This window comes from Enterobacter sp. B79-1 (assembly GCF_057444735.1).
Genome location: NZ_JBYAZJ010000005.1, coordinates 38,686 through 59,380, shown reverse-complemented (window position 1 = coordinate 59,380; position 20,695 = coordinate 38,686). Strand labels below are relative to the sequence as shown.

10 protein-coding genes are annotated in these 20,695 nt (G+C 57.1%); 5 read left to right on the top strand and 5 right to left on the bottom strand.

From position 1 onward, the window contains the following. Positions 1-68: 68 nt before the first annotated feature. The 3 genes from AC2T6E_RS15035 to AC2T6E_RS15025 all read right to left on the bottom strand — a co-directional run bounded on the left by AC2T6E_RS15035 (position 69) and on the right by AC2T6E_RS15025 (position 14,179). Complete coding sequence (locus AC2T6E_RS15035) at positions 69-11,492, bottom strand: BapA/Bap/LapF family large adhesin (protein WP_486692364.1); 11,424 nt, start codon at positions 11,490-11,492, stop codon at positions 69-71. A 739-nt stretch (positions 11,493-12,231) separates the two neighbouring features. After that, positions 12,232-12,588 (bottom strand): hypothetical protein, encoded by a 357-nt coding sequence (locus AC2T6E_RS15030; protein WP_042713370.1) that lies wholly within the window; start codon positions 12,586-12,588, stop codon positions 12,232-12,234. A 184-nt stretch (positions 12,589-12,772) separates the two neighbouring features. Next, positions 12,773-14,179, bottom strand: a complete 1,407-nt coding sequence (locus AC2T6E_RS15025; protein WP_458667986.1) for an MFS transporter — start codon at positions 14,177-14,179, stop codon at positions 12,773-12,775. Between the two features lie 340 nt (positions 14,180-14,519). On the opposite strand from AC2T6E_RS15025, the gene AC2T6E_RS15020 reads away from it, so the two are divergent. Then, positions 14,520-15,434, top strand: coding sequence for a LysR family transcriptional regulator (locus AC2T6E_RS15020; RefSeq protein ID WP_042713371.1), 915 nt, complete (start codon positions 14,520-14,522; stop codon positions 15,432-15,434). Here AC2T6E_RS15020 and AC2T6E_RS15015 read toward each other — a convergent pair. Beyond that, positions 15,418-16,011, bottom strand: coding sequence for an L-threonylcarbamoyladenylate synthase (locus AC2T6E_RS15015; RefSeq protein WP_089599031.1), 594 nt, complete (start codon positions 16,009-16,011; stop codon positions 15,418-15,420). The genes AC2T6E_RS15020 and AC2T6E_RS15015 overlap by 17 nt on opposite strands. 39 nt (positions 16,012-16,050) lie before the next feature. Continuing rightward, positions 16,051-16,830 carry an L-threonylcarbamoyladenylate synthase gene (locus tag AC2T6E_RS15010; protein ID WP_029485171.1) on the bottom strand — a complete coding sequence of 260 codons (780 nt, stop codon included), beginning with the start codon at positions 16,828-16,830 and terminating at the stop codon, positions 16,051-16,053. Positions 16,831-17,064: 234 nt separating this feature from the next. Here AC2T6E_RS15010 and AC2T6E_RS15005 point away from each other — a divergent pair, with 234 nt between their 5' ends. Genes AC2T6E_RS15005 through AC2T6E_RS14990 form a run of 4 tightly spaced genes read left to right on the top strand, consistent with a single transcriptional unit; the run spans position 17,065 to position 20,619 of the window. Then, positions 17,065-17,541, top strand: a complete 477-nt coding sequence (locus tag AC2T6E_RS15005) for a YbhB/YbcL family Raf kinase inhibitor-like protein (protein WP_431643060.1) — start codon at positions 17,065-17,067, stop codon at positions 17,539-17,541. 10 nt (positions 17,542-17,551) lie between these two features. Beyond that, positions 17,552-18,778, top strand: a complete 1,227-nt coding sequence (locus AC2T6E_RS15000) for an HlyD family secretion protein (RefSeq protein ID WP_089599033.1) — start codon at positions 17,552-17,554, stop codon at positions 18,776-18,778. Between the two features lie 12 nt (positions 18,779-18,790). Further along, complete coding sequence (locus AC2T6E_RS14995; RefSeq protein WP_174340969.1) at positions 18,791-19,396, top strand: L-threonylcarbamoyladenylate synthase; 606 nt, start codon at positions 18,791-18,793, stop codon at positions 19,394-19,396. Continuing rightward, entirely contained in the window at positions 19,393-20,619 is a 1,227-nt protein-coding gene (locus tag AC2T6E_RS14990; protein WP_108416449.1) for an MFS transporter, read from the top strand. The genes AC2T6E_RS14995 and AC2T6E_RS14990 overlap by 4 nt, the downstream gene beginning before the upstream one ends. Positions 20,620-20,695 lie beyond the last annotated feature (76 nt).

Below are 20,695 nucleotides of genomic sequence, written 5' to 3'. Positions count from 1 at the left end.
AATAAAATGGTACAGCTTTATTGTTGTGCCCGGGCGCTGTGCGCCCGGGTCAGGTGGTTCTGTTGCTATCAGGTAATGATGTGCTGCTGGTTAACAAGCTCGTCGTAGGTGGTCTGAACGTTATCCAACGTAACGAGTGCAGATTTAGTGTAGGCGGCCCCCGTACCGTCACGGTCGATGGAGATCACAGTATTGCCACCGCTTTGTGAAACAGTGAGATAGTTACCCAACGTCGACGCGCTGCCGTTCCAGCCCACCAGCAGATCGCCAATGTCGATCTTGTCTCCCTGCGCCAGCGAGAAGTTGGTCCAGTGGTCGCCCGCGCTGTTCCCCGCCGTTGCGTTACCTGCCGTGCTGTTCAGCACCTGGTAAATCAGCGTATCGCCGTAAGCCGTACCGGTAATGACGTCGTTGTGTTCAGAGCTGATGAACTGCGGCGCCATATTGATGGTCAGCGAGGCGGTATCCGTTTTACCGGTCGCGTCGGTCAGGGTGTAGTTAAAGACCTCCTTCGAGGTGATGGTTGAGAGCGATACCCCGGCGTTGAGGCTGTAGGTGTAATGACCGTCTGCCGCAATCGCCAGCGTGCCGTAATGGCCAACAATGTTCACCGCAGTGCTGCCGGTGTAAGGATCCAGGGTGGTGGTCACGCCGTTGTAGCCCGTGATGCTCAGGCGAGTATCCACCGAGTGCAGCTGATCCATTGCCCCGGCGGAGTCGGTGCCGTCAAAGATGTTGCCGTTGACGGTATGACCGCTGGTGGAGTCGAACTGGGTCAGGGAGTAGGCGGTGCCGCTGACGCTTGGGGTAATGGTGATATTCCCCGCAGCCAGTGGACCCATTTTGCCGGTATAGCTGAGCGTATAGGTACCTGCATCCAGATCCAGTCCCGTCAGGTTGATGGTGGCTGTGCCGCCCAGCAGCAGCCCGCCGTTGAATGAACCACTTCTTACGGTGGTCGCGCCATTGGTTATCGTCCAGTCCACCGTCAACCCGCCCAGAGAAAGGAGCGATGCGACGTTAAAGGTCAAGACCACGTTGTGCAGGGCCGTATTCGGATCCACCACGAAGGTACCGTTTCCGCTACCCTGGGTTGATGCCAACAGCGCGGCGTTCCAGCTCGCCGTCCCTACGGTTGTATCCGAGTAGGCCGTTGTATGGTGTACCGAGGTCACGTCCATCGCGGTGCTGACATCGTTCACCGCATCCATCGCCCGCGCGGTTGGGGTGATGTTGAGCGAGGCCGTATCTTTGGCACCGTTCGGCGCGGTAATGGTGTAGACGAAGGTATCCGGCGTGCTGATGTGGTCAGCGCCAACGCCACTCTTCAGGGTGTAGGTGTACTGACCGGACGCGTTAATGGAGAGCGTGCCGTATTCCCCCACGATGGTGGTGAGGCCGCTGCTGTTTACCGCCACGCCGTTTACTTCCGTCACCAGCGTGCCGGATGGCGCGACGTCATCCGCCAGCACATCCCCGGTGGTGCTGGTACCGACGCTTGCCACGCTATAGACGTGGTCTTCCAGCACGTTCAGCGTGTAGGCCGTCAGCGCGGTGATCCCCGCCGCCGTGTTCAGGAGGAAGAGGTACTCCCCGGACGGCAGATTCAGCGTCAGCGTGGACGAGGTGCCGCCCAGCAGCGGCGCGCGCAGCCAGCCCGGCTGAACGCGCATCTGCTCGAAGGTTTGGGTCGCATCGTTGAACTTATAGATGTACAGGTCAAACACCGAGGCCAGCGCTACGCCCCCCACGGAGGCCTGAATGGTCATGGTGCGGGTGGTGCCTTCCTCCACGCTGTAGATGATCGGATTGCTCAAATCATCCAGCAGATTCAGGCCCAGGGTATTACCGAGGTTAATCCCGACCACGGTAAAGCCGCCCTGCGACGAGGTGCCGTTGTTAATGGCGCTCACGGTGGTGTCAAAGGTCAGCGATGCGGTGTCATCTACGGCCACGATGCCGCTGGTGGCCGTGCCTGTTCCCAGCGACAGCACCAGGTTCGCCGAGGCGCTGGTTCCGTTGTGGGAGATGGTGTAGGTGAAGTTCTCCGTACGGCCAATCACCGAGGCGCTGGTATTCGTCAGGGTATAGGTGTAGCTGCCGTCGCGGTTGATGGTCAGCGTACCGTACTGCCCCTGAATTGCCGTGCCGTCGGCGGTGACGCTGGTGGTTACCCCCAGCGCGTTAGTGACGGCGGTAACCGTGGTGCCCGCCGGGGCGTTATCGCTACCGGTAGTCGGGTCAACGTCGAGGATGACGTTGCCGCCCAGGCTGGTTTCGCCGGTGACGGTGCCTGCGCTGGTCTCTTTCACGCCCACATCAATGCTGGTGTAAGAGCCCGTCGCCAGCAGGTTGGTGTTGTAGCTCAGGACGCGATACTGACCGTTGGCCAGGCCGTTCAGGTTCAGCGAAACGCCGGTCGCCCCGAGCGTGAGCAGATCGGCAAACTGCGGCTGGCCGGTATCCACTACCGTTGTCCAGGTGTTGTTGACGCTGTCGAACCGCTGCACCACCAGTTCAAGGGTATTGAGCAGCGACAGCACTGCACCCGTGGCGTTGGCGTTGACGGTGATGTCTGCGCTGCCGCCGCTGCCCACCGTAAAGCCGACCTGCGCGGTGTCATTGCCGAGCAGCGTCAGCGCGTTACCCAGCGCGCCCACCAGCAGGAAGCCGTAATCGCTGTACTGCGAGTTGGTGACCGTTGCGGTTGTGGTGAGGTCCAACTCTTCAACGTTGCTGCTGGCCGACAGCGGCACGACCGGGGCGAGGGCCGATCCTGGCTGCGAAACGTTACCTGCGGCATCGGTCGCGGTGACCTGCAGCGTCTGACCTTCGGTCTGTTTATTGAGGAAGGTATAGCTGTAGGTACCGTTGCTGCCTGCCGTTGTGGTCACCGTGCTGCCATCTGCCAGACGGATGGTGACAGTGCTGCCCGCTTCGGCGTTACCCGTCAGGACGCTACCGTCGGCGTTAAAGCTGCCGGTTGGCGTGTTTGGCGCGGTGAGGTCGACAATCACCGTCGTGGCGGAAGAGAACGGACCGGTTCCCGAGCCGTTACTCGCGGTGGCAGTAAACGCATGGGAGCCTTCGCTCATCGCCGGAGTGGTGAAGGTCCAGTTGCCCGATCCGTCGGCGACAACGCTGCCCATTGCGACGCCGTTATTGTAGAGCGTGACGGTGGCGTTAGGCTGCGCCGTTCCGCTCAGGGTTGGCGTGGTGTCATCGGTCGTTTTGCCGTTGGTCAGATTACCGGTGACCGTACCGACGTTGTCGGTAATGGTGGCGATTACCGGCGCGTTCGGCAGCGTCGTGAACGGCGCGGTAACCGATGCGCTCACACCGGCGTTTCCGGCTTTGTCGGTGGCGTAGACCACTAGCGACTCTCCTCCCGTCTGCGCGGGGGAGATCGTGGCGTTAAAGTTGCCGCTACCGTCCGCTACCGCCGTACCGAGGACCGTACCGGTGCTGGTGGTGATGGTAACCGTGCTGCCCGCTTCGGCGGTACCGGTGACGTGCGTCCCGTTGGTGATCACCGCCAGGCCGGAAGGAACCGCTGGCGGCGTCAGGTCAACGGTGATGGTGGTGACCGACGATGGTGCGCTGGTGTTGCCTGCCGCATCGGTCGCCGTGGCGGTGAAGTTATGTTGCCCCTCCGCCAGCGTGGTGCTGGTTTGCGGTAGCGTCCAGTTCCCGTTGGCATCCGCCGTCACGGTACCCACAAGCGTCGTACCGTCATAGATGCGAACGGTGGCGTTGGCTTCCGCGGTGCCGTTGAGCGTAGGGCGCGTGTCGTTGGTCGGGTTGCTGCCCGTCACCGGACCGGTGACGGTGCCCACGTCATCGACAACAGAGCTGATAACCGGCGCGGTTGGCGCGGTTGCGTCAACGTTAATCACATACCCAGGGGTTTGCGCACTGGCGTTACCTACCGGATCGGTCGCCGAGAAGGTCAGGCTGTGCGAGCCGTCGCCCAGCGCCGGAGAAGGGGTAAAGCTCCAGTTTCCGCCGGTCGCAACGACGCTGCCTATCTGCACGCCGTTATCGAAGATTTTCACCGTCGAGCCCGCTTCTGCCGTGCCCGTGAGCGTCGGCTGCGCATCGTTGGTTAAGCCACCGTTGGCGATTGGCGTGGCGGCGTTACCGACGTCATCCGTGATGCTTGTCAGCACCGGCAGCGCTGGCGGCGTGGTGTCGATGGTCAGCGTGAAGGTGGCTGATGACGCGCTGGTATTGCCCGCCGCATCGGTGGCTTGTGCCGTAAAGCTGTGCGGGCCAGTGGCCAGCGTCGTGTTGAGCAAGATACTCCAGTTGCCGCTGGCGTCTGCAGTGCCCGTGCCGACAAGCGTTGTGCCTTCATAGATGTACACCGTAGCAAACGGCTCGCTGGTGCCCACAAGACGCGGTACGGTATCGTCGGTGCTTTGCCCTGAACCAAGCGCGCCCGTCACCGTGCCGACATCATCGATAGCCTGCGAGATAACCGGCGCATTCGGTGGAGTGGTATCGACAATCAGCGTAAAGGCCGGTGAAGCCGGGCTGACGTTGCCTGCCGCGTCGGTTGCCGTGGCGATCCAGGTATGGCTGCCGCTGCTGAGCGGGTTAGCAGGCGTGAAGCTCCATACGCCACTGCCGTTGGCCTGAACGGTTCCGACCTGCTGACCATTTTCATAAAGGGTGATAGTGGCGTTGGCCGCTGCGGTTCCGTTCAGCGTTGGCGTAGTGTCGTCGGTACTTTGCCCCGAGGTCAGTGGGTTGAGAACGGTACCCTGGTTATCCGTTGCTGGCGTAAAGACCGGTGCCAGCGGTGCGACGGTATCCACCGTCAGATTAAACGCTGGCGAGGTGGCGCCGGTGTTACCCGCCGTATCGGTGGCGTTGAAGGTGATGGCGTGCAGCCCTTCACCGAGCGCCGTGCCCGGGGTAAAGGTCCAGTTCCCCTGAGCGTTCACCACGGCGGTGCCAATTTCAGTGCCATCCACAATCACATGAACCGTCGCACCGACTTCGCCCGTGCCGTTGAAGGTTGGGCGCGCATCGTTGGTGCTGTTGCCGGTGAGGAGCGTCCCGGTGACCGGCCCGACATCGTCAATGACAGTCGTTACAACCGGCGCGTCAGGGCCTGCGGTATCCACGGTGAAGGCGAATACCGGAGAGTTAGCCGAGACGTTGCCTACGGCATCCGTGGCGTTGACGCGAATGTTATAGTTGCCATCGCCAAGCGCAGTGCCAGGCGTAAAGGTCCAGTTGCCGTTGCTGTCTACCGTGGTGGTACCAATCTCCACCCCATTATTCAGAATGTGGATTGTACTGCCCAGCGCACCGGTCCCGCTCAGCGTCGGCGTATTGTCGTTGGTGACCTGGCCGGCGGTCAGGTTACCGGTCACGCCGCCCGCCACGTTGTCGTTAACCGTATCGAGCGTCGGCACCGTTGGCGCCGTCAGGTCGATGTCAACGCTCCAGGCGTTGGAGGTCTGGCTCACGTTGCCCTGCGGATCGGTGGCTTTGACGGTGAAGGAGTGAGAGCCTTCCACGAGGGCGGTTTCAGGCGTAAAGGTCCATGCGCCGGTGACGCTGTCTGCTGCCACGATACCGATCTGCGTTGTGCCATCATAAATAACGACGACACTGCCCGCTTCCGCCGTCCCGGTCAGGGTTGGCGTGGCGTCGTTGGTTGGCGCACCGTTAGGTACTACGGTCGCGGCATTCCCCGCGTCGTCGGTCACGCTGGTGATCACCGGCGTCGTAGAGACGGTGTCAACGGTGATGGTGATGCCCGTAGAGAGTCCGCTCGCGTTGCCCGCCGGATCGGTGGCCCGGACCGTCAGGGTATGATCGCCATCAGCCAGCGCAGGCGGGGTGTAGGTCCATGTGCCCGTTGAGCCGACGACCACGCTGCCTAACGGAGTACCGTTATTGTAAATGGTAATCGTATCACCCACGTTCCCCACGCCGTTCAGCGTTGGGCGGTTATCGTTGGTGGTCTGACCGTCGCTCAATGGCCCAATGCCCGGACCGACGTCATCAATGATGGAGCCGATAGCCGGTGTGTCGGGTGCGGTCAGGTCAAGAGTGACGGTTGCGACAGGAGAGCGTCCGCTGGTTTGTAAATTCAGCGTGGCGGTGACTTCAAAGGTGTGTTCCCCTTCAGTAAGTAGAACCGGCGTATAGCTCCAGTTACCGTTCGCGTCCGCAACCACGTTAATCAGTGGGATCTGTACCCCGTCCTGATAGATGGTGATGATACTGCCTGCTTCAGCTGTGCCGACGAGGGTTGGTGTGGTGTCGTTGGTCGTTTTGTCTTTTACATCACCCGTCACCGGGGAAACACCATCATTGATAGCGGTGATGATCGGCACGTCAGGGAGATTAGGTAAAGTGTTGGTGACGGTGTAGGAGGCATCAGGACTTAAGTTACCTGCGGCATCGGTAGCCGTCACGGTCAGCACTGCACCATTTGGCTGAGCAGGGCTGAGCGCAACAGAGAAGCTGCCGCCGCTGGCAGCAACGCCAGTGCCAACCACGTTGCCGTCAGCATCAGTTACGGTGATGGTGGAGCCTGCTTCGGCGCTCCCGGTCATCGGGGTACCCTGAGCGGCCACGCTGATCCCCGTCGGCGCGGCGGGATCGAGGGTATCGACCGTGACGTTCAGGGTTGGAGAGCTGCCGGAGCTGAGGCCGGCAGGATCGTTCGCGGCGACCGAGAAGGTATGCGGGGCATCCGTTAATGTTACAGGCGAGGTCCACTCCCATGTACCGTCAGCTTGTACCGTCGCGGTCACCGTTGAGGCGGTGCCATCCACGGTGACGGTGATGATCGTTCCGGGCTCACCTGTTCCTGAGAGCGTTGGCGTGCCGTCGCGTGAGTACAGAGTGCCGTTGGTGAGCTGGCTATCAGAAACCGCGTCGATAGCTGGCGTCGCGGGAGCCTGCGTATCGATCGTCACGGTAAAGACCGGGCCTGGCGCACTGACGTTACCTGCGCTATCCACTGCCGCAACGGTAATATTCAGCGGGCCGTCTGTTTGGGCCGTCGGAAGCGTGTATGTCCATTGGCCATTGACGATATCCACGCGCGCCAGTTCAACACCGTTGTTGTAAATGATCGCCGTTTCACCGTCAGGACCGGTTCCGCCGATCGTTGGGGTGTTATCCGTCGTAGAACCACCGTTTTGTGCACCACCGATGGCCGAGATCGCCGGTGTATCGGGCGCGATCGTGTCTACCGTAATGGTGATGCCGGTTGACGGATCTGATTCGTTGCCCGCCTCATCGGTGGCCGTGGCGGTATATTCATGCGTGCCTTCCCCAATGTTGCTCTCAGGGCGCCAGCTCCAGTTGCCGTTTCCGTCTACCGTCACCGTGCCTACGGCTGTCGTCGTTGTGCCGCCATCGCGGCTGTCATAGATGGTGATCACATCGTTTGGCGTACCTGTTCCGCTCAATACCGGGCGCGGATCGTTGGTGGTTTCGCCGTCGGCTACGGGGCCAGTGATCTGGCTCACGCTGTCGGTCACGACCGGCACCGTTGGGGCCAGAGGGGCTTCAGTATCAATGGTGATCGTCACCGGTGTGGACGGGGCGCTTTCGTTGCCTGCGCCATCCTGATTGGTGACCGTCAGGGAGAGATCGTAGGTCCCGTTACCCAGCGGTGGGTTCGGCGTCCAGGTCCAGTTGCCGTCACCGTCCACCAGAGATTCACCGATTTTGGTCGTGCCATCATAAATATTCACCACGTCACCCGGGTTGCCCGTTCCGCTCAGGGTTGGCGTGGTATCGCGGGTCGTTTCACCCGGGTTCAGTGCGGTACCCGGCGTGCTGCCGTCCGGGTTTACGGTGATATCCGGTATCGCCGGTGTATCAGGCGCGATGGTATCAATAGTGAGCACGAACGGAGGCGAAATCGTCGTATTACCGGCATCATCCGTGGCGTGCACCGTCAGGGAGTGTGGGCCGTTGGTTAACGGGGTGGTTGGCGTGAATGTCCATGTTCCCCCCGTTACAGTCGCTGTGCCGAGCAGGGTATTACCATCATAAAGCGTGATGATGGTGTCCGCCGGTGCCGTCCCCTGCAGCTGAGGCTGGGTGTCGTCCGTCGTATCACCGTCCTGAAGCGGGTTCTGCACCGGACCCACGTTATCCAGCACCGTCTCAATAGTGGCCGCCACCGGCGGCGTAACGTCGACCGTCAGCGTAAAGCCGCCGGATGCCGGGCTAGTGTTACCCGCCGCGTCGGTGGTGACGGCGGTCAGGGTATGCGGCCCCTCGCTCAATGGCGTTGTGGGCGTGAAGGTCCACGCACCGTTGCTGTCGACCAGCGCGGTACCAATAGCGTTGCCATCAAGACGAATGGTGATTGTTGAACCCGGCTCGGCGGTACCGTTGAGCGTCGGGGTGGCGTCGTTTGTCGTTTCACCGGCATCGAGCGGGCCGGTGCGTCCAGGGGCATCATCCACGACCTGCGTAATGACCGGTGCGACCGGCGCAGTGCCATCAACGGTGATGCTCCAGGTATTTGAGGATCCGCTCGGGTTACCTGCTCCATCGACCGCCGTTGCCGTCAGGACGTGACCGCCATCAGGCAGCGGTGCCGTTGGGGTAATGCTCCATTCACCGGACGCCGGAACGGTCACGGTACCGATGACGGTGCTGCCGCTGGTAACGGTAATGGTTGTACCGGGTTCACCCGTCCCGTTGATGGTGGGCGTCCGGTCGTTAGTGAGGTCATTCTGGGCGACAGGACCCGTGGTGGCCTGCACATCATCCACCACGGAAATAATCACCGGCGTTTGCGCAGGCGTGATGTCCGGCGCAACGGTAGGGGTTGTTGGCCCCGTGTTGCCTGCGGCGTCGGTGGCATCTGCGGTCAAACTTTCGCCGTTGGCTTTTGGCGGCGTGAGCGTGACGCTGAAGCTACCGTCATCATTGGCTTTGCCTTGACCCACCGTGACGTTACCTTCACGAATAGTCACCGTACTGCCCGGTTCAGCGGTGCCCGTGACCGTTGTGCCGTCGCCGGACACGACGACGTTATCCGGCGCGAGAGGTGGCGTCGAATCAGGTGCAGTGGCCGTAGCCGGCAGGCTAACGTTACCGCTGTCATCGGTTGCGATAACCGTCAGCACTTCGCCGTTTGTCTGGGACGGGCTGATTGGCGTGCTAAAGGTCCCGTCGCCATTGGCTGTCGTCTCGCCGATGACTGTGCCATCCGGGGCTTTAATGGTGACGGTACTGCCCGGTTCTGCCGTCCCGCTGACGCTTTGACCATCGTCGGACACCACGAGGTTGCCGGGCAGGGCTGGCGGGGTGGTATCGGCCGCGGTAGCGGTCGCTGGCGTGCTCTGGTTACCTGCAGCGTCAGACGCCACCACGGAGATCAGCTGGCCGTTGGTTTGCGCAGGGGTAAGCGTGGCAACAAAGTTACCGTTGCCGTCCGTGGTCGTACGGCCAATGACGTCTCCGTCGCTGTTGGTGATCACAATGCTGCTGTTGGGCTCGGCGGTGCCGGTAATCTGCGTGCCAGCCGGATTCAGAGAAATGACGGGTTGATCCGGCGGTGTGGTGTCAACGATGAAATTAATCGGCTGGGACAGGCTGCTCTGGTTGCCTGCCGCATCGGTTTCACGCACCGTAATCGAGTGCGCGCCTTCTGCAAGAGGTGATGTCGGGGTCAGGCTCCAGGTGCCGTTAGGCTGCACCGTGGCAGTCCCTACGAGCGCGCCGTTATCGTAAACGGTAATGGTGCTACCAGGTTCACCTCTGCCCGTCAGACGCGGCTGTGAGGCATCCGTAAACTGTCCTGCGCTGATGGCACCTTTGAGGCTTCCGGTATCATCATTAACCACGAATGCAGACGGCGTTGACGGTGCGGTGAGATCCACGGTAAGGGTAAACGCCGGGGAGGCTGGGCCGGTGTTGCCTGCGACGTCGGTGGCACGCACGGTCAGCTGATGGCTGCCTTCGCTGAGGTTCACGGAGGGCGTAAACGTCCAGCTTCCGTTAGCGGCTACCACGGCGGTACCGATCGCGATACCGTTGTCATAAATGGTGACGGTTGAGCCTGCTTCTGCGGTACCGGTGAGCTGTGGCCGCGGATCGTTGGTACTGCTGCCATTGCCCAGCGTACCGGTAATGGGGGCGACATCATCAACAACGCTGATGACGACCGGCGCCGTCGGGGCGACGGTATCGACGATAAAGGTCACGGCGGTCGATGGCGCGCTGGTGTTGCCCGCCGCATCGGTTGCCGTGGTCGTGATGGTGTGGCTTCCGTTGGCGAGATTGCCTGCTGGGGTAAAGCTCCAGTTGCCGTTAGCATCCACTTTGGTGGTGCCGATCTGGGTGCCGTTATCGTAAATGGTGAGGGTGGTTCCGGCTTCGCCAATGCCGCTGAGGGTAGGGCGGGCGTCGTCAGTGCGCTGGCCATTGTCCAGCGGGCCCGTTTCCGTGCCGACATTATCGTTTACGATGAGAAGGTTTGGCGCATCCGGCGCGGTGGAGTCTGGAGCGGTGACCTGACCAGGCTGGCTGGTGTTGCCCGCGGTGTCCGTCGCGGTGGCGGTAAGCTGCTCGCCGTTGGTCAGCGGTTTACCCAGTTCAATTGTGAATGTGCCATCGCTGCCAGCTTTCCCGGTGCCGACCACGTTACCGTCGGCATCTTTTAACGTGACAGTGCTGCCCGGTTCAGCGCGACCCGTGACGGTGGTGCCGTCATCCGATACCTGCAGATTGGTGGGCGCATCCGGTGCGGTGGTATCGGGCGCGGTGACGTGCCCGGCCTGGCTGGTATTACCGGATGAATCCGTCGCGGTAGCGGTGATCACCTCGCCGTTGGTCAGGGGCTTATCCAGCACGATGGTAAATTTGCCGTCATTGCCCGTTTTTCCGGTGCCGACCACGTTACCGTCGGCATCTTTTAGCGTGACGGTGCTGCCCGGCTCCGCGGTACCCGTGACGGTTTTGCCATCGTCGGAGAACTGTAAGTTGGTTGGCGCAGTTGGCGCCGTGGTATCGGGATCCGTCGGCGTGCCCGGATTGCCGGGGTTGCTGTTGTCATCATCGTCACCGCCACCACCTCCGCCGGTGCCCGCCGCGATGGCAATCCCACCCGCTACCGCAAGACCACCCAGCACCCATGGCCAGACGGCGGCACCGCCTGCATCACTCCCTGACGCGGCAAGTAATACGTCCGTGGAGGCGATTGATTCGTATGTGGCGGCCCCGGTAGGGTCCTCAATCCACCACAGCGCGCCGTCACTCTCCTCCAGCACCAGCTGGCTCACGCCCTGGGCATCCGTGACGTAGAAGTTTTTTAGTGTGATCACCTCGCCGGAGTGCAGCGTCACCACCAGATCGTTACCGCTACGGGCAAAATGAGAAATATCGGTTCGCTCTACGTGTAGCTCCACGATAGAGGAATGGCTCAGCGTAACCTGGGTGCCCTCGGTGGTGGTTTCCACGCCAGTAAGTTTCGATATAACAGAGATTTGGCTCATTTAGTCATTACTCCAGACGAGTTGTCGTGAACGGCGTGCAAGATGAGCCATCTGTTTATGAAGGGAAAAGCGCGCCCCCGGCGGAGTCACTGCAATTAAGCAGTACTCACCGTATTTTTTTTAGAGCGAACGATGCCCGCCAGGATATAGAGTGGCAACATCAGAGCGAATCTATTTATTTGATGGAAAATATTGCGTATTCTTTTTTTTGTGCTCTAGATAACCCTGTAATTAATAGAGGAATTAATCCGAAACGGTATGAAAATGATATAGTCAGAAAAGTCTCGATATGCAAATTAAGCTGCTGTAAATACAGGTGGATATTGTGAAGTTGGCATTAATATATTGATGTTAATTATCGATGCAAATAATTAACCATCTGTTTTTGAAGGTTTTTTATTAAAGCCTGACATCTTTTTGAACGTTTCTTAAGAAGTAAATTAATGCGGCAGAAAGAAAGTTACCCTTTATTTTAAATTATATTATTTATGGTTGCTTAATTCGTGTTTAAGTTAGGGTAACATTTTTGATGTAAGATATATTATGTTTTTGAAGTAATAAAATATATTCTGATGCGCAGACAAATTTCTGCTAATTAGAGCGCGCTAAACGTCGTTGAGAGAAGGGTAAATACATTCGGTTGATAGCAACACCGATCTTTTTCTGCACGCCACGCTGGTATCTTGCGTCTTTGTTCGGAGAGACAAAAAAAAGGCCGCTAACGCGACCTCTTTGGGGATTACTCAGTGACTTTCTTTTCTAACTCACTGGCACCCTGTTTGGTTTTATTCCAGCCTTTCTCAGCACCTTCTTTGGTGGCATCCCACCCCTTTTCGGTGCCTTCTTTGGTTTTATGCCAGGCTTTCTGGGAGTCTTCGCTGACCTTGCTGCCAAAGCTTTCGCTTTTACCTTCTGCGGCATGCTCGTTTTTCAGCTTCAGTTCTTCACCTTTGTTCTGTTCTTCGTGCAGTTTTTGCTTCGCGTCGTTGGCGTTTGCTTTCGCCGCGGCGACAGTGTCGTCAGTTGCATGTGTGGTAGCAGCAAAAACGGGGGAAGCCAGCAGAACGGCAGATAATGCGATAATTGTTTTTTTCATAATATCCTCATTTAACGTTATCGGTTATGAGCGTGATTCAGCATGTCACAGACGAAGCGAAGCGGCTTTAGGAAAAAACTGTAAAAAAGGAGATGCCATGACGGCGCAATTATTTCCGGGGCAGCAAAAATAATCATGGATGCCGCTCACTCGGCGTGAGACGGCATTTCATTAGTCACGGTGATTAAATATTTTCCAGGTCGATACCGCGCGTGTTGGGGCCAAAAATACCAATGGTCAGCATCACAATCAGCATACTTATTACAATGAAGGCAATGACTGCCGTCGAGCCGCTATATTGCAAGATAAGGCCGATAATTATACTGCTGAATACGGTGGATAAACGGCTAAAGGAATAACAAAAGCCGACCGCACGCGCCCGAATACGGGTGGGGAAAATTTCAGACTGATAGGAGTGGTAGCTGTAGGTCAGCCAGGCATTGGACCAGGTAATAAAGAAGCCGCAGGCAATCAACAGCAGCGGGTTGCTTTGAAGCGCGAACAGCGAACCAAAGATGACCGTGGTCAGACAGGACAAGACGATTTGCCATTTATTTTCCATCCGATCGGCATAGCGGCTACAGATGAGCGCGCCGAGAGGATAGGCCAGCGTGATGAAAAAGGCATACAGCAGGCTGTGCGTGACCGATGTCCCGTTGCCGGACAGCAGGGCAGGGAGCCAGTTTCCGAAGCCAAAAAAGCCGATCGCCTGAAAGATATTCATCACCACCAGCATGACAACCCGGCCACGATAGCGCGGGGACCAGATGTCCTTAAATCTGCCCTTGGGGGAAGCCTGGTCGCTGTGCTGCCCGGCACGGAGAGGGAAATCAGCCTGCTCGTCGGCACCGCAGCGTTTTTCCATCTCATGTATGACGTTCCTCACCTCCAGATAGCGCTTTTGCTGCAGCAGCCAGCGTGCCGATTCCGGCAGCCCCTTACGTACAAGCCAGATGACGATGGACGCCAGCGCGCCGGCAATCACCACGAACCGCCATCCGCTCAGGCCAAACCACGTCTGCGGGACCAGCCACCACGACATCAGCGCCACGGCAGGGACGGAGAGAAACTGAATGAAAAAGGCGAAAGCAAATGCGCGGGTGCGAAGGTGAGCGGGTACCCACTCTGTCAGATAGGTATCAATGGTCACCAGTTCAACGCCGAGCCCGATCCCCACCATAAAACGGAAAAAGATCACCCATTCCGCCTGATGCTGGAACGCCATGACGAGGGAAAACAGCCCGTACCAGAGCAGGGCATACATAAAGGTCGCGCGTCGGCCAATGCGGTCAGCATAGGGGCTCAGCAGGCTGGCACCGATAAAGAGACCCAGAAAGGTCGCGGAAGCAAATGCGGCCTGGTCGGCCATACCGAACACACCCTGCTGCCCGGTATGAAAGATCCCATCAGCAATGAGCCCGGCGCTGATGTAGCCAGTTTGAAACAGATCGTAAAGCTCAAAAAAACCGCCAAGAGACAGCAAGGCGATGAATCGCCACAGCCCGGCGGAAGCCGGTAAGGCATCGATCCTTGTCGCAAGATCGTCCTCGCGGATGGGGTTTTGTGCCCCCCACTGTGTTCCTGAAACTATGCATTCACTCACTGTTAACCCTCTACTAACATTCACCCTGAGTCGTTATGCTAGTGGGAAATTAGCGGATTTAAATATTTAATTCGTATTCAGAAGCAATAAATAAAGCATAAAAAACCAGATATTTTTCTTTTAGTGCGTGGATATTCACCTGCCAGCTTCTCTCATTTTTCGACGAAAATATATCCTTGTGACGATGAGAAAAAATATCAACACGCCCTCTTTGCGTTAATAACAAACGCAAAGAGGGCGGCACGCTGGGAATTTTTCACTTGACGCTAGCAAGGACTTTTGCGACTAATTGTCGGGTGACGTTTGCTGATCGGGTGCAGATTGTAGAATGGAAAAAATCGAGAATTTAATTCCGATGGTGGTTTTCGCGCGTGTCGTCGAAACCCTGAGCTTCACCGAGGCCGCACTCTCTTTGGGAATGTCGAAGTCGTCAGTTAGCCGGGATATTTCAACGCTGGAAAAACGTATTGGTGCAATGCTGCTTAAGCGTACCACCCGGAAAATAGAGATTACGGAGCTGGGGTTGAGCTACTATCAGCACTGCTTCAAAATATTAAATGAGCTGCGTGCCGCAGAACGCTTTATACGGGATTATTATGAGGAGCCGGCGGGGACAATAAAAATACTTGCCCCGGTGACGTTCGGAAAAGAGTATGTTGTGCCAGCTTTAAATGCTTACTTAGAACGAAATATTATGGCCAACGTCGATCTCGATTTATCCGATAAAGCGGTGGATATCAAAGAGAGCCCGTACGATCTGTCCATCATCGTGGCTCAGGACACGCCAACGCATGAGCATACCAAATTTTTATGCTCCATCCAGTGGGGGCTGTATGCCACCCCTGACTTTATCGCCCGGATGCGTCCTGTCCAGACCCCGAGCGATCTCCCCGCCCATAACTACATCCTGTTCCGTGGTGTGGCACGTACGGTTTCGCTGCCGTTCAGAAAAGAGAAACAGAAGGTCAATATTGACGTCCATAGCCGCTTCAGAAGCAATAACAGCGTTGCGCTGATCAGCATGGCACTTTCCGGTCTGGGCATTGCCTACTTGCCCAATTACATTGCGCGAGAAAGTCTCGCCACCGGAAAACTGGTCCGGCTTTTACCCGGCTGGCAGATGGATGAATATAAAGTCTGGCTGCTGTCAAAAAATAAAAATACGATGACGTCAGGCATTAAGCGTTTTAGCGACGAACTTCAGCAGCTTATCACCGGAGCTGAGGTCAAAGCAGGCTACTGATATCCAGCTCGCCATGACGAAGGATCGAGACATTGTCATCAAGCAAAGAGATATGCGTGGTGGCGGTACGGCTGGGATTTTTGCAGTTGGACGGGACGACCAGATCGACGCGGTCTCCCATGTCTTCCCGGGCGAGCGTAAAACTCACAAGATCGCCCTCAGCCTGCGGATATCCTGCCGGGATGACCGCCAAAGGCCTGCCTAACCGGCTGATGATGGTTCGCATCTGACTGTTTTTCACGCAGACGACCGGAAGAATATCGCCTGCGCCGGGAAGAAAACCGGCTCGCTGTTTCTTTCGCAGGCTGATTTTCAGGGTGCCGGGCCAGCAGGCCCGGCTGAGCATTTCAATTTTGCTTCTTTGCCACGGGCTGACATCCACCCATTCCCATATATCAGCCAGTTCGCAGAAGCAAAACGTCATCTCTCTCGTACCGGGCGATCTTTTTAACAGCGTCAATTTTTCCATGGCGTCCAGGCTGTAAGGATCGGCCGCCAGTGCAAAATGAGTATCGGTAGGGATCAGTATGATCCCGCTATTACGCAATACGGTAATGGCCTTGTCTATAAATGACATAATTATCGACATCCCTGTGACGTGGTTAAACCCGAAATATTAATAATAATCGCCGTGGCGATAGTCCCAGGTATTAAACTGGGCTGACATGAAGTTAATAATTTTATTGACGTCGAGACCTTTGCGAATTAATACCGGGCAAGGGGTCACTTTTCGGGCGCTACCCTGTTCAGGAACCAGTTTCCCTTCACTGTCTACCATTGACACCATGACGCCTTGTTCATAGCGACTCTCCTGCGTTTCATCAGGCTGAATAGACTTAACGTACTCGTTGGCACAAATAATGACGTCTGCACGCGCTTCGATGCGTTCCCCAATGAACTCCACCATGCCGCGGTTGCCTTTGCCTGACGGATTCGCCGAGCTGGCAAAAGAGAATTTTTGATGTTTTTCCCACAGCTCTTTGGCAATCATTTCACCGGGTTTGCCAAATTTAATCACGAAGCAGCTGGTTTTTCTGCCGTCCATCATCAGATCTTTCAGGCCGTTATCAGGCAATCTGGCGATGGCATCTTCTCGCCACGGCAAAATACAGCCCAGTAATACGTCTGCATCCCAGTGTGCCTGATAAAATGCCTCAATTTCCGGGTTCATTTCCGCCAGCGATTTCAGCTGTTCCATACTGCCGCACAATACCACGCCGGGTTTATTACGGTTTCGCTGTTTCGCTTCGAATTTTCTCTCAAGCCCCTCTTTATCCGAGGTCATAATGATATAACCCACTTTCGTAGGGCAAACAATCATTCCGCCTTCCGCCGATAATACGTTAATCGCTTCCGGCTGAACCTGACCATTCCACGCGACTTTCTTATTCATCATTCATTCTCCCTGCACCACACTGGTGTCATAAATTTAGGGCAAGGATGTCGTGTAATAAGAGGCTTCGCAATCGGCAGAGAAATTTTCACCGCATTGTTTCAGTGTTGGAACAATATCGCGTTATTCCTGGGCAATTCGCCGGGTTGGCGAATTCTGTTACCGGTTTTGCTTTCAATCGGTTACCAATAGAACAACCCACCGGTAAATGCCAACAATCAAGCAGAGGTTAACGCTATGAAATTATCTATTGCAGGTTTATACGACTACGGTTTTCTTACTAAAGCGAACGAATATCATAATTTTGGCGGAAATGGCGATAATGTCTCTCCCGCCTTGTCCTGGGAACATGTCCCGCAGGGGACCAAAAGTTTTGCCGTCACCGCTTACGATCCTGATGCGCCAACGGGCAGCGGTTTCTGGCACTGGGTGGCCTATAACATTCCTGCCAGCCTGACCGCGCTTGCGGCGGGAGCGGGAAACCCGGCGAACACACCCGACATCAAACACGCACAATCAGATTTTGGCGCGCCTGGCTACGGCGGTTGCTGCCCGCCAGAAGGAGATATTCCGCACCGCTACATCTTCACCCTGCACGCCCTGAGCTGTGATGATCTGGGCGTGACGCCGGATCTGCCCAACGCGGTGATACGTTTCCTCATCAACATGCATACCCTTGAGAAAGCCAGCGTCGTCACGCTGTACAAGCGTTAATGAGGCGTGTGTGATTAACCGAATCAGAGCGGTTTTCGCCCGGCATAGCCTCCTCAAATGGGGCGTGGCGGGTGGCGTGCTGGCGGCCATTGTTCTTCTATTTTTCGCGGGAATGGGGGTCTCCAGCAAGGAGGCCTTTATCAATGGCCGAATATCCACGGTGCTCTCCCCGCTGCCGGGACAGCTCGTGCTGGCGAAGAACATCGCGCCGGGCCAGGCGGTCCAGGCCCGACAGTCCCTGGGCAATGTGGTGACCACACAGGCAAACGATCAGATCCCTGGCCTGGTGGCCCAGCGCAGCGCGCTGGAGATCCAGCTTGCTGAGCTCGACAAGCACATTTCGGGGATCGATCAGCGACTGCAGGTTTATCAGCAGCAGCGACAGCAATACCTCGCCGAGAGCAGGATGCAGCAGCAGCTAGGTGAGAAACAATCGGCAGCCACGTTTGTGCAACTGAAGGAGGAACTGAGCGCGATTACGGCGCAAACCGCATTCTCCCGACAGCAGCTTCAGCGCTATAAAAACCTCTACCAGCAGCGTTTTATCAGCAGCATGGAGTATGAAGAGCGCAAGAACAACACGCGGGTGCTACAGGCCAGCCAGGAGGCGAAAGCGGCCGAGCTGCGTCAGCGTTTACTGGACGTGAATGCCGCGAAATCCGGCCTTCAGCTGACAGGGCCAAGAACGCTGGATGCGCCACAGCAAAATCAGCGCGATATGTCGCTCACGATCGAGAATATGCAGCAGGAGAGGCTGCAGCTGATTGCCCGCAGGCAGGCGACGACGCAAAGCATTCAGGAAGTTGCCGCGCTCCTTCACTCTCGTCAGCAGGCGACGCTCAGCAGCAGCACGGACGGCGTGATCTGGGACGTCACCGAGGAGAATGGCGCAAGCGTTCAGAACGGCTCGCCGATTGTGCGCATTCTGGATTGCCGCACCCGCTGGGTTGAGGCGTTTTTTGATGAGTCTGATGCCGATCGTCTGCGTCCGGGGATGGCCGTCACGGTTCGCCTGAGCACCTCGTCAGCCATGCGCTGGAAAGGAACAATAAGAACCCTCCGCGCGGGGAGTGGACGTGTGGCAGTAGGGGAAAGGGACGTTCAGCCCCCACCTGAAATCGCGCGGCGCCAGTTGCCCGTGAAAGTCCTGACTGCACATATCGATATCGACTGGAAAGACGTGCCGGATCCCGCCAGTTTCTGTCTCGCGGGCCGTAGCGTAACCGTCAACATTTAAACAGGAAAAGAGATGCAGCATATACACAATACGGTCGCCGCCCTCAAGCGCGGTGAGGTGGTTCTGGTTCCCACGGATACCAATTACGCCCTGGCGGCAGACCCGTGGAATATTGACGCCTGCCAGAAAATTTACGATCTCAAAAAACGCGAACGACAGAAACCGCTGACGCTTTTTGTCGCGGAACCGGCACAGGCGTGGGAGTACATCGCTGTTGATAAGCTTCAGCACCGCGCTGCGCTCGACAAGCTGATTGGTGCCATGCCCGGCGCGCTGAATGTGGTGGTTCCGGCATCGGATAAAGTACCGCAGAACCCGTATCTGAAGCCTGAATCTGTTTCTCTGGTGTGCAACCATCAGAGCGTGTTGCGAGAGGTCATTGCGCTGTTTGGCCGCCCGCTGGGGATGAGTTCTGCCAATATCTCCGGCGTGGAGTCTGACTGCCTGATCGACATTGATGCCGCCCGCCAGACGTTTGGCGACCGTGTGGGTTATATTCTGCCCGCAGCCCAGCGCCCTGTGACAACGGTCTCGAGCACCATCGTCTCGCTGCTGGAGGAGGAGATTAACATCCTTCGTGCGGGAGATATGGACATTATGGCGATGCTGTCGTCATGACGACGCGCCGGTCACATCCCGGATCTGGCAACCATGGCCTGTTCCTGGCCTACCGTATTATTTCCCGTTGCTATTTCCATCTTCCCGTCTTGTTACTCTATTTCTGGACGATAGATATGGGGATGTACCGGATTATTTTCCTGCTGGCGCTGTATGGATTAACCAGTACTTTCAGCAGCGGCATACCCGGCTGGCTGCTGCGCTTCTCGTCTCCCAGACAGACGGTGATTGCAGGCGAACTGTTGAAGGCGCTGGGAATGGCGCTGATGCTGTGGAGTACCCGGCAAAGTGAGGTCAATCTTACTCTGCTGGTGGCATCGCAGCTGCTTGGCGGCGCGGGGTTTACCATCGCGCTAACCACGGATGCGGCCCTGCTGCGCCAGCTCACCGCAGGCGATCAGCACCGGTTTATGCAGATCCAGACCACGTCGCAAAGCGGGATGTTTATTGCCACGCTGGTGGCAGGATCGCTGGGGAGCATTCTGTTTGACTATAATCCCCAGTGGCCGTTTATCGCCGCCATTCTGGTGAGCGTTATCTCCTCCGGATGCGTATTGCTGATTCGCGTGCAGGGGGCAGAGCATGAACCTGCGCGGCCTGTTGAGCGGGTCTCTTTTTCGCCCAGAGGGGATCAGCTCTTCTGGATGCTGTTCTATTCCATCTCAAGAGCGTTTACGCTGGCGCCTTTCATCGGCTTTATTCCGTTCTACTTTATTATGGTGAACGTCGACCCTCTGCTTTTCGGTGCCGTGCTGAGCTGCTTCACGCTCTCGTCCTGGGGGGCAATCAAAATAGCCGGACCTTTCATCGCCCGGTTTGGGGTAACGGCGCTGCTGGCGACGACCAGCCTTTTCATGACGGCGGCGCTGGGCCTTTTTGCCAGCAATGAATGGCTTGCAGCGAAAGGCATGGACTATTTTATCTCCGGACTGCTGGCGCTGGTGCTGCTGGGGTTTGGCTCAGGGACGATTCGGCCCGTCACGCTTGCTAACCTCGATCTCTCTGCCAATACCCCGGATGAACGCATGCGCGTGTTTGCACGCATGGAGCGTGATTTCGGGCTGGCCAATGCATTTTTACTGGCTGTCGGGGCGTGGCTGCTTGTGAGTCGGGACTTTACCACGCTAATGCTGATCTTCTGTCTGATCTATATTTCGGTGGTATGCATATCTGCTCTTCTTTACTTAAAGAATCTGCGCAGCGGGGACCACAGTTCCACCTGAGGAACAATTCACACGCAAAATGAAACTAACCTGACTAATAACGGATTCCCGTTGAAAGACCCTCCTCTGTACGGTG

Excerpts from the sequence above, each read along its gene's own strand:
- AC2T6E_RS15010 (WP_029485171.1), bottom strand. The coding sequence starts at position 16,830 with ATGATGAATAAGAAAGTCGCGTGGAATGGTCAGGTTCAGCCGGAAGCG.
- AC2T6E_RS14990 (WP_108416449.1), top strand. The coding sequence starts at position 19,393 with ATGACGACGCGCCGGTCACATCCCGGATCTGGCAACCATGGCCTGTTC.
- AC2T6E_RS15030 (WP_042713370.1), bottom strand. The coding sequence starts at position 12,588 with ATGAAAAAAACAATTATCGCATTATCTGCCGTTCTGCTGGCTTCCCCC.
- AC2T6E_RS15035 (WP_486692364.1), bottom strand. The coding sequence starts at position 11,492 with ATGAGCCAAATCTCTGTTATATCGAAACTTACTGGCGTGGAAACCACC.
- AC2T6E_RS15005 (WP_431643060.1), top strand. The coding sequence starts at position 17,065 with ATGAAATTATCTATTGCAGGTTTATACGACTACGGTTTTCTTACTAAA.
- AC2T6E_RS15015 (WP_089599031.1), bottom strand. The coding sequence starts at position 16,011 with ATGTCATTTATAGACAAGGCCATTACCGTATTGCGTAATAGCGGGATC.
- AC2T6E_RS15020 (WP_042713371.1), top strand. The coding sequence starts at position 14,520 with ATGGAAAAAATCGAGAATTTAATTCCGATGGTGGTTTTCGCGCGTGTC.
- AC2T6E_RS14995 (WP_174340969.1), top strand. The coding sequence starts at position 18,791 with ATGCAGCATATACACAATACGGTCGCCGCCCTCAAGCGCGGTGAGGTG.